Consider the following 9974-nt stretch of genomic DNA (forward strand, 5'->3'; position numbering starts at 1 on the left):
CGTCAACTGCCGGGCAGCATTTTCCGAGGGCGCCCGGCGGCACCCAGGCGGGTCACATCGTGGCCAGCAGGCCCTCGCCGGCGGAGATCTCGCAGGTGCCGGGGCTTTCCTCCAGGTGGAGCGTCGTGACGACCCCGTCCTCGACCAGCATCGCGTAGCGCTTCGAGCGGCCGATCAGGCCTGCGGGCGGCGCGGTGAAGTCCAGCCCGAGCGCCTTGGTGAAGCTGCCGTCGGCATCGCCCAGCATCGCGATTCCGGCCGCTTCCGCGCCGGTCGCCTCGCCCCAGGCCTTCATCACGAAGGGGTCGTTGACCGAGATGCAGATGATCTCGTCCACGCCCTTCTCCGCGAACCCGTCCTTTGTGCGGATGAAGGACGGCACATGCGCCGAGCTGCAGGTCGGGGTGTAGGCGCCCGGAACGGCGAAGATCACCACCTTGCGGCCCTTGGTCAGAGTGCCGACATCCACGGCTTCGGGGCCTGCCTCTCCCATTTTGACGAGCTTGCCCTCGGGCAGGGCCTGTCCGGCTTCGATGGTCATGGTGCGCATCCTTCTCATGTTTGCGTCCTGTCCGCGGACAGTTATAGGGGCGCAAACCGCCCGCGCCAGATCCCTTCTCGGCGCGGCCCCAGAAAAGGTGGAGCCCATGCGCATCATTGCCGGACGCTGGCGCGGCCGCGCCCTGACCCCGGTCGGCAAGGGCGATCCGGGCCACCAGCTGCGCCCGACCACCGACCGGGTGCGCGAAAGCCTGTTCAACGTGATCGCGGGCGGCCGCTTCGGCGATCCGATCGAGGGCGCGCAGGTGCTGGACCTCTTCGCCGGGACCGGCGCGCTGGGGCTGGAGGCGCTCAGCCGCGGCGCCGCGGGCGCGGTCTTCGTCGAGAGCGGACGGGTCGGGCAGCGGCTGATCCGCGCCAACCTGAAGCTCCTCGGCGCCGATGCGCAGCTGGTTGGCCGCGACGCAACGCGGCTGGGACCGGCCGAGGCGGCCTGCAGCCTCGTCTTCCTCGATCCGCCCTATGGACGGGGCCTCGGCGCCAGGGCCCTGCAGGCGGCGCTGGAGGGCGGCTGGATCGCGCCGGGCGCTCTGGTTGTCTGGGAGGAAAGCGCGCCGCAGCCCGCTCCGGAGGGATTCGCGCTGCTGGAGGAACGCCGCTACGGCGACACCCATGTGACATTTCTGGAGGCGGAGATGCCGCCGGACGAGGCAGTCCGGGCCGGGGCGTGAAGATCCGGTAAAGGTTCAAAGGCTTTTTGACACTTCGTTAACATTTGCATGGCTCAGCTTCTGTCCGGGGCCTCCGCGCGCCCGTCCATCTATGTGCTAGGAGCCGGTCATGCGATCCTTTCCCGGTTTGGCGGCAGCATTTCTCTGCCTGGCGGCGCCTGCTTGGGCGATCACCGTCAAGGACAGTTTCGGCGGATCCGCCGATCCGCTGGGCCTGTCGGCCTCGCTCGGCGCCAATTCCGATTTCGACGCGGTGGGGCGGCTGGTGACCTCCGCGGGCAACGTCTGCTCCGGCACGCTGATTTCGGCCACGAAGGTGCTGACCGCACGCCATTGCGCCGACGATGCCGCGGCCGCGAACTGGAAGGTGAGCTTCCGCTCCGGCGGCGCGAGCACCACCTACGGTGTTTCGGCGATCGACAAGCTGCCGCCGGGTACAGGCGGCGCCGGCGAGTATTTCAACGGCAGCGACCTCGCGGTCTTCTCGCTGTCCTCTCCGGTTACCGGCATCGATCCGCTGCTGGTCTATGCCGGCGAGGCCTATGTCGAGAGCTTTGCCATGGTCGGCTGGGGGCTCTACGGCACCGGCAGCACCGGCGCGGTCTCCGGGCCCTCGGCAACCCGCCGCGGTTTCGCGCTGAACATGCTGGACGGCTTCACCAGGGACGCGAATGACGACCTGGAGCTGCTGCTGGCGGATTTCGACAACGAGGCCGGAACCGAGAACACCCTGAAGGACCACCCGGATCTACGGCTGGAGAGCGATCCCGAGCCGCTGGACTACGAGGGGCTGATCGCGGCAGGCGACAGCGGCGGACCGATGCTGCTGATGCGCGGGGGCAGCTGGGTCGTGGCCGGGGTCACCACGGGCATCCTCGGCTACGACAAGCTGGGAAACAGCGATTACGGCGATGTCGCCGTCTGGACCGCGATCGGCTCCGCCCAGGCGCGGAACCTGATCTCGGGGGCGGGCGGAGCGTTCTATGTCGATGCCGCCGTGCCGCTGCCGCTGCCCGCGGCGATGCTCGGCGCCGCCTGCGCCGGGCTTGCCCTGCTGCGCCGGAGGCAGGCTCAGCCGTAGGTCGGGTGGAACTTGCCTGCGGGCGACAGCGTGAAGATCTCGCAGCCATCGGCGGTCACGCCGATCGAATGCTCGAACTGTGCCGAGAGCGACCGGTCGCGGGTCACGGCGGTCCAGTCATCCGGCAGGATCTTGGTCTCGGGCCGGCCCAGGTTCACCATCGGCTCGATGGTGAAGAACATCCCTTCCTCCAGCACCGGACCGGCGCCCGGGCGGCCGTAATGCAGCACGTTCGGCGGGGCGTGGAACACCCGGCCCAGCCCGTGGCCGCAGAAGTCGCGCACGACGCTCATCCGGTGGCTCTCGACGAAGGTCTGGATGGCATGGCCGATATCGCCGAAGGTCGCGCCGGGGCGGACGACCTCGATGCCCTTCATCAGCGAGTCATGCGTCACCTCGATCAGCCGCTCCGCCTTGCGGCCGAGCTTGCCGGCCACGTACATCCGGCTGGTGTCGCCGTACCAGCCGTCGACGATGACCGTCACGTCGATGTTGAGGATGTCGCCGTCCTTCAGCACCTTCGCTCCGGGAATCCCGTGGCAGACCACGTGATTGACCGAGATGCAGCTGGCATGCTGGTAGCCCTTGTAGCCGATCGTCGCCGAGACCACGCCGACCCGGTCGATATGGTCGGTGATGGCCTGGTCGATCTGCGCGGTGGTGGCGCCGGGCACGACCAGCGGAGCGATCTCGTCCAGAATCTCGGCAGCCACGCGGCCAGCCTTGTGCATTCCGGCGAAATCCGCAGGTTCGTGAATTCGAATTCCGTCGCGTGTCAGGCGCCCGCGGCTCTGTCCTTCCAAGAAACCAGCTCCTTCTGTCTCGGGGCATAGTGATAGAGCAAACCGTCCGCAGGTGCCAGAGGTCGAATCATCACTGTTTTGCGTCGCGGCATGGAAAGCGCCCCGCTCCGGGGCGGAGGAAACCGGCTGGTTTCCGCTTGCCGGGCGCGAAGCGCCCGAGGTCCCGTATCGGGGGAAGTCAGTGGTGAGCCGTACAGGATTCGAACCTGTGACCCACTGATTAAAAGTCAGTTGCTCTACCAACTGAGCTAACGGCCCACTGTGTGAGGCCGCTCTCTACGGATTGCGTTCGGGGGGGTCAATGGCGAATTCCGGAATTTCCGCAGATTTTTGCGCCGCGGCAAAACCAGCCTGTGGATATTCGCCTCCGGCAGGCGTATATCGCGCCGCATGCGCGACACCTCCGATAGCAGTTTGCCCTTCCTGAAGATGCATGGGGCCGGGAACGACTTTGTCGTCATCGACAGCCGTGGCCGGCCTGCACGCGTGACCGAGGCCCTGGCCCGCGCGGTCGGCGACCGCCACCGCGGCGTCGGATTCGACCAGCTGGCCGAGATCCGCGACGGAGAAGACAGCGACATCTGCCTCGATTTCTGGAATTCCGACGGCAGCCGCGCCGGGGCCTGCGGGAACGCGACCCGCTGCGTCGCCGATCTGGTGATGGCCGGATTGGGCCGCGACTCGGTGAGCATCCGCACGATGCGCGGGCTTCTCCATGCCGAGCGCCGCGGCGGTGCGGTCTGGGTCAACATGGGCGCGCCGCAGCTCGACTGGCAGGACGTGCCGCTGGCCCGCGAGATGGACGTGACCGCGCTGCCGCTGGCGGGCGATCCGGTGGCGGTCGGCATGGGCAATCCCCATGCGGTGCATTTCGTCGCCGATGCCGAGGCGGTCGATCTCGAAGGGCAGGGACCGGGCGTCGAGCACGATCCGCTGTTCCCCGAGCGCACCAATGTCGAATACGCCAGCCTGACCGCGCCGGACCACCTGCGCATGCGGGTCTGGGAACGCGGCACCGGCGTCACGCTGGCCTGCGGCTCGGGCGCCTGCGCCACCGCCGTGGCCGCCAACCTGCGCGGGCTGACGGGCCGGACGGTCGCGCTCGACCTCGATGGCGGGCGGCTCCTGGTCGACTGGCGCGAGGACGGCGTCTGGCTCTCGGGCCCGGTCGCCTATGTGTTCTCGGCGGAATTCGAGACGTCCTTCCTGGAGGCCGTGTGATGGACGCGCCCGTCCCCAAATTCGCCACGCTCGGCTGCCGCCTCAACGCCTACGAAACCGAGGCGATGAAGGAGCTGGCGCAATCCGCCGGTCTGGGCGAGACCGTCGTGGTCAATACCTGCGCCGTGACGGCCGAGGCGGTGCGCAAGTCCCGCCAGGAGATACGCCGCCTGCGCCGCGAGAACCCGAACGCCAAGGTCGTGGTCACCGGCTGCGCCGTGCAGACCGAGCCGGACAGCTTCTCCGCCATGGAGGAGGTCGATTTCGTCGTCGGCAACACCGAGAAGATGCAGCCCGAGACCTGGCGCGGCATGGCGGCCGATTTCATCGGCGAGACCGAGCGCGTGCAGGTCGACGACATCATGTCGGTGACCGAGACCGCGGGCCATCTGATCGACGGCTTCGGCACGCGGAGCCGCGCCTATGTCCAGGTCCAGAACGGCTGCGACCACCGCTGCACCTTCTGCATCATCCCCTTCGGCCGCGGCAATTCCCGCTCGGTCCCCGCAGGCGTCGTGGTCGACCAGATCCGGCGGCTGGTGCAGCGCGGCTACAACGAGGTCGTGCTGACCGGGGTCGACCTGACCTCCTGGGGCGCCGACCTGCCCGCCGCGCCGAAGCTCGGCGATCTGGTGATGCGCATCCTCAAGCTGGTGCCCGAGCTGCCGCGGCTGCGCATCTCCTCGATCGACTCGATCGAGGTGGACGGGAACCTGATGCGCGCCATCGCGGAGGAGGGGCGGCTGATGCCGCATCTGCACCTGTCGCTGCAGGCGGGCGACGACATGATCCTCAAGCGGATGAAGCGCCGCCACCTGCGGGACGATGCGATCCGCTTCTGCGAGGAAGCGCGCCGCCTGCGCCCCGACATGACCTTCGGCGCCGACATCATCGCGGGCTTCCCGACCGAGACCGAGGAGATGTTCCTCAACTCGCTGAGGCTGGTGGAGGAATGCAACCTGACCTGGCTGCATGTCTTCCCCTACAGCCCGCGCGAAGGCACGCCCGCCGCGCGGATGCCCGCGGTCGACGGACGCGCGATCAAGGACCGGGCCGCCCGGCTGCGCGCCGCGGGCGAGGCCGCCGTGGCGCGGCATCTCGCAGCCCAGGTCGGGCGCGACCACCAGGTCCTGATGGAAAGCCCGCGCATGGGCCGCACCGCGCAATTCGCCGAGGTGCATTTCGGCGCGGACCAGCCCGAGGGACAGATCGTGTCCGCCCGCATCACCGGAGTGACGGCCGCCGGCCTGACGGCGTGACGCCGGTCCTGTGGTCCTTCCGCCGCTGCCCCTATGCGATGCGGGCGCGGCTGGCGCTGCAGGTCGCGGGCGTGCACGCCGAACTCCGCGAGATCGTGCTGCGCGCCAAGCCCGCGGAGTTCCTCGAGGTCTCGCCGGACGGCACGGTGCCGCTGCTGCATGCCGGGCAGGGGATCGTGGCGGAAAGCCTGGACATCATGCTCTGGGCGCTGGACCGGAGCGACCCGGAGGGCTGGCTCGCCATGCCGGAAGAGGGGCGCGACCTGATCCGCCGCTTCGACGGGCCGTTCAAGCAGTCGCTCGACCGCACGAAATATGTGTCCCGCCATCCGGAGAGCGACCCGGAGGAGATGCGGGCCGCTGCAATGGGGATGCTGGGCGGGCTGGCGCCGCGGCTCGATCCCTGGCTGTTCGGCCGGTCGCCGCGGCTGGCGGACATGGCCATCCTGCCTTTCGTGCGGCAATTCGCGATGATTGACCGGCCGCGCTTCGGCCGGGAGGCGCCGATGCCCGTGCAGCGCTGGCTGGAGACCTTCCTGGCGCTGCCGCTCTTCGCCGCGGTGATGCCGAAGCTGCCGCCCTGGGCGCCGGGGCAGGCGCCGCGCCTCATGCCCTTTCCGGCGCCCTGAGGTGCAGGGCCGGGCCGCCGGGGCCCGGCTGCGGGATGCGCTTACTGGCAGGGCGCCTTGTAATAGGTGCCGTCGCCGTTTGCATAGTAGCACTGCTGGCCGTCGTCATGCCTGGCCACCAGGGCGCCTGCCGCCGCACCGGCCAGCGCGCCTGCCGCGGTCCAGCCGCTGTTGGCGCCCAGCAGGGTTGCGATGACCGCGCCGCCGACGGCGCCCGCGCCTGCGCCCATTGCGGTCGCGCCCTGTTCCTGGGTCATGTTCTCGCAGGCCGAGAGGGCAAGCGCCCCGGCCAGCACGGCTGCGGTAATCTGGGTCTTCATCGGATGTCTCCTCGATATTCCAATGGCGCGATCCTAGGGACAATGCAGCCCTTGCGGAAGGCGGCGTGTTCGCCGCAGCGCGGAAAGCGGCCCAGGCCCATTGACCCGGCGGCCCGTTCGCTGTTCAAGCACGCAGTGCGAGAGGAGATGTCCCATGCCCGATGACCTGATCAACAGCTTCATGACCGGTCCCGACGAAAACGGCCGCTTCGGCGACTTCGGCGGCCGCTTCGTCTCCGAGACCCTGATGCCGCTGATCCTGGAGCTTGAGAAGCAATACGACTTCGCCAAGACCGATCCCGAATTCTGGGCGGAGATGGACTATCTCTGGAAGCACTACGTCGGCCGTCCCAGCCCGCTCTATTTCGCCGAGCGGCTGACCGAATACTGCGGCGGCGCCAAGATCTACCTCAAGCGCGACGAACTGAACCATACCGGCGCGCACAAGATCAACAACGTGCTCGGCCAGATCATCCTGGCGCGCCGCATGGGCAAGACCCGGATCATCGCGGAAACCGGCGCGGGCCAGCACGGCGTGGCCACCGCCACCGTCTGCGCCAAGTTCGGCCTGAAATGCGTCGTCTACATGGGCGCGCACGATGTCGAGCGGCAGAAGCCGAACGTGTTCCGCATGAAGCTTCTGGGCGCCGAGGTGGTCCCGGTGACCTCTGGCCGCGGCACGCTCAAGGACGCGATGAACGACGCGCTGCGCGACTGGGTGACCAACGTGCGCGACACCTTCTACTGCATCGGCACCGTGGCGGGTCCGCATCCCTATCCGGCGATGGTCCGCGACTTCCAGGCGATCATCGGCAAGGAAGCCAAGGAGCAGATGCTGGAGCAGGAAGGCCGCCTGCCCGACACGCTGGTCGCCGCGATCGGCGGCGGGTCGAACGCGATGGGCCTGTTCTTCCCCTTCCTCGACGACAAGGACGTCAGGATCATCGGCGTCGAAGCCGGCGGCAAGGGCGTCAACGAGAAGATGGAGCACTGCGCCTCGCTGACCGGCGGGCGTCCGGGCGTGCTGCACGGCAACCGCACCTACCTGCTGCAGGACGATGACGGCCAGATCCTCGAGGGCTACTCGATCTCCGCGGGTCTCGACTATCCGGGCATCGGGCCGGAGCATTCCTGGCTGCACGACACCGGGCGCGCGCAATACGTCTCGATCACCGACAAGGAGGCGCTGGCCGCCTTCCAGGTCTGCTGCGCGCAGGAAGGCATCATCCCGGCGCTGGAGCCCAGCCACGCGCTCGGACATGTGCTGAAGATCGCGCCCGAGCTGCCCAAGGACCACATCATCTGCATGAACATGTGCGGCCGCGGCGACAAGGACATCTTCGCGGTGGCCCAGCATCTCGGCGTCGAGATGTAGGGCTGAACGCCGTTCTGAATGCGCGGAGGCCGGGCCATGTGCCCGGCCTTTTGCGTTTCAGCGGTTGGTGCGCGCCAGCAGGATCACGGCGGAAAGCCCGACGAGGATGATCAACATCGAGGGCGGGGCGGCATCGCCGATCTTCTCCAGCGAGGCCTGGTCATAGACCCGGGTCGCCAGCGTGTCGAAATTGAACGGCCGCAGGAGCAGCGTCGCGGGCAGCTCCTTCACCCCGTCGACGAAGACCAGCAGCAGCGCCGTGCCGATCGACCCCTTGATCATCGGCAGGTGCACCGTCCTGAGCGTGCCGGCCGGCGTCCGCCCCAGCGAGCGCGCCGCCATCGGCAGGCTGGGCGCGATCCGGCCCATGGCGCTGTCGGCGGCGCCCTGTCCGATGGCGAAGAACCGCACCATGTAGGACAGGATCACCGCCGCCGAGGAACCGGTCAGCACCATGCCGACATTCACGCCGAAGAGGTCGAAGAAATCCGCGATCCGGTGGTCCAGCGCCGCCACCGGCAACAGCAGTCCGAGGCCCAGCACCGCGCCGGGCGCCGCATAGCCGAGCGCCGTCACCGGCAGCAGCCCGCGCATCGCCTTCGACCCGGTCAGCCGCACGCCGTAGACCAAGAGCAGGCTGAGGCAGACGGTCAGGACCGAGGCAGAGCCCGCCGTGGCCAGCGTGTTGACCGCGGCCTGGATCAGCCGCGGATCGAGCCACTCGCCGGCATTGCGGATCGCCAGATGGGCGATGATGCCGCCGGGCAGCAGGAAGCCGATGAAGAAGGGCACCAGGCAGGCGAGGGTCGCGATCCAGCCGGCCGGCCCTGCGAGCGGAATCGGGTTCGGCTTCGACAGCCGCTTGGCATGGGAATAGACCTGCGCACGGCGGCGGCTGGCCCGCTCGGCCGAGGCGAGGACCAGCACCAGCCCGAGGCTCACCAGCGCGATCTGCGCCGCGCCGGCGGCCGATCCGCCCTCCAGCCAGGTGGTGAAGATGCCTGTGGTCAGGGTCTGCACGGCGAAGAAGTCGACCACGCCGAAATCCGCTCCGGTCTCCATCATCACGATGGCGATGCCGGCCGCGGCGGCCGGACGGATCAGCGGCAGGCCGACCCGGACGAAGCGCGCGACATGGCCTGCGCCGAGCGCCCTTGCGACATCGAAGCTGGAGGCCGAATGCTCGCGCAGCGCGCTGCGGCTGAGCAGGTAGACATAGGGGAACAGCGCCGCCGACAGGACCAGGATCGCCGCCCAGCGGGAGCGGATCTCGGGGAACCAGTAGTCGCGCGCGTTTTCCCAGCCGAAGAGCGCACGCAGCCCGGTCTGCACTGGTCCGGCATATTCCAGCAGATCGGTCAGCGCATAGGCGCCGATATAGGCCGGGATCGCCATCGGCAGCAGCAGCGCCCAGCGGAGCCAGCGCACGCCCGGGAAGCTGTACATCGTCACCAGCCAGGCCGTGACCGTGCCCGCGAGCCCGGCGAAGAAGCCGACCGAGGCCATCATCACCAGCGTGTTGCCGAGGTAGCGCGGCAGCGTCGTGGAGGCCAGATGCCCCCAGACCCCGCCTGAATTTCCGACGGCCAGCCAGATCACGGTGGCCAGCGGCAGGAGGACGAGGGCGGCGATCAGCGCGGTCAGGACCAGCCAGGGCATCTGGCCCAGCCGGAGACTCGGGATCGGAGGGGGCGAGGTGGGCATGGTTCGGGACATCTCGGCACCGGGGCTGCAGGACGGGGTTTCCTAGCCCGTCCGCCGCGCCCATGCAAAGCGTCCTAGCCGCGCAGTCCGCCGGGGGCCCCGCTTTGGTGGCCGCGGCCCCAATTCGCGGCGTTTCGCGGCGGCTGGTTTGCCGGCGGACGGCAAGCCCGCACGGTTCCAAATTTGCGGCCGGTGCCTCGCTTTGCCGGGGCAGCCGGCTGTATCGCGGATCGGGCCGCCGGGTTCCAGCGGCGTCTGCTAGTTGTTCAGTCCCGGCATCTGGTGGATCGGATCAACATTGAATCTGTCTGGTTCAGATGTCCAGATTTTGCAGATGTATTCGTATGGCG

The 9974-nt window shown here is 68.6% G+C and carries 10 protein-coding genes and 1 tRNA gene; 6 read left to right on the plus strand and 5 right to left on the minus strand.

All coding sequences use genetic code 11. From position 1 onward, the window contains the following. Positions 1-52: 52 nt before the first annotated feature. Positions 53-541, minus strand: a complete 489-nt coding sequence (locus HCC78_RS11085; protein ID WP_172328836.1) for a peroxiredoxin — start codon at positions 539-541, stop codon at positions 53-55. Positions 542-647: 106 nt separating this feature from the next. Here HCC78_RS11085 and rsmD point away from each other — a divergent pair, with 106 nt between their 5' ends. Then, complete coding sequence (gene rsmD / locus HCC78_RS11090) at positions 648-1232, plus strand: 16S rRNA (guanine(966)-N(2))-methyltransferase RsmD (RefSeq protein ID WP_172328837.1); 585 nt, start codon at positions 648-650, stop codon at positions 1230-1232. A gap of 109 nt (positions 1233-1341) precedes the next feature. After that, positions 1342-2313, plus strand: a complete 972-nt coding sequence (locus HCC78_RS11095) for a trypsin-like serine protease (protein WP_172328838.1) — start codon at positions 1342-1344, stop codon at positions 2311-2313. Here the strand turns inward: HCC78_RS11095 and map are convergent. Together map and HCC78_RS11105 are read right to left on the minus strand one after the other, a co-directional pair. Beyond that, positions 2304-3116: a type I methionyl aminopeptidase gene (gene map / locus HCC78_RS11100; protein ID WP_256368230.1), complete on the minus strand. Its 813-nt coding sequence runs from the start codon at positions 3114-3116 to the stop codon at positions 2304-2306. The genes HCC78_RS11095 and map overlap by 10 nt on opposite strands. Before the next feature lie 182 nt (positions 3117-3298). Then, a tRNA-Lys gene (locus tag HCC78_RS11105) sits at positions 3299-3374 on the minus strand. A 132-nt stretch (positions 3375-3506) separates the two neighbouring features. Between HCC78_RS11105 and dapF the strand changes: the two genes are divergently transcribed. From dapF to HCC78_RS11120, 3 genes are read left to right on the plus strand one after another with little or no spacing between them, the layout of a single operon-like run. Beyond that, positions 3507-4337 (plus strand): diaminopimelate epimerase, encoded by an 831-nt coding sequence (gene dapF, locus HCC78_RS11110; RefSeq protein WP_172328840.1) that lies wholly within the window; start codon positions 3507-3509, stop codon positions 4335-4337. After that, complete coding sequence (gene mtaB / locus HCC78_RS11115) at positions 4337-5596, plus strand: tRNA (N(6)-L-threonylcarbamoyladenosine(37)-C(2))-methylthiotransferase MtaB (RefSeq protein WP_172328841.1); 1260 nt, start codon at positions 4337-4339, stop codon at positions 5594-5596. The genes dapF and mtaB overlap by 1 nt, the downstream gene beginning before the upstream one ends. After that, complete coding sequence (locus HCC78_RS11120) at positions 5593-6225, plus strand: glutathione S-transferase N-terminal domain-containing protein (RefSeq protein WP_172328842.1); 633 nt, start codon at positions 5593-5595, stop codon at positions 6223-6225. The genes mtaB and HCC78_RS11120 overlap by 4 nt, the downstream gene beginning before the upstream one ends. 41 nt (positions 6226-6266) lie before the next feature. Here the strand turns inward: HCC78_RS11120 and HCC78_RS11125 are convergent, their stop codons facing one another. Then, complete coding sequence (locus HCC78_RS11125) at positions 6267-6545, minus strand: glucose-6-phosphate isomerase (RefSeq protein WP_172328843.1); 279 nt, start codon at positions 6543-6545, stop codon at positions 6267-6269. A gap of 154 nt (positions 6546-6699) precedes the next feature. Between HCC78_RS11125 and trpB the strand changes: the two genes are divergently transcribed. Further along, positions 6700-7920 (plus strand): tryptophan synthase subunit beta, encoded by a 1221-nt coding sequence (gene trpB, locus HCC78_RS11130; RefSeq protein WP_172328844.1) that lies wholly within the window; start codon positions 6700-6702, stop codon positions 7918-7920. Between the two features lie 57 nt (positions 7921-7977). Here trpB and HCC78_RS11135 read toward each other — a convergent pair whose 3' ends face one another. Then, positions 7978-9636 carry an iron ABC transporter permease gene (locus HCC78_RS11135; RefSeq protein ID WP_172328845.1) on the minus strand — a complete coding sequence of 553 codons (1659 nt, stop codon included), beginning with the start codon at positions 9634-9636 and terminating at the stop codon, positions 7978-7980. Positions 9637-9974 lie beyond the last annotated feature (338 nt).

Source organism: Mangrovicoccus sp. HB161399, from assembly GCF_013184745.1.
Classification (GTDB): domain Bacteria; phylum Pseudomonadota; class Alphaproteobacteria; order Rhodobacterales; family Rhodobacteraceae; genus Mangrovicoccus.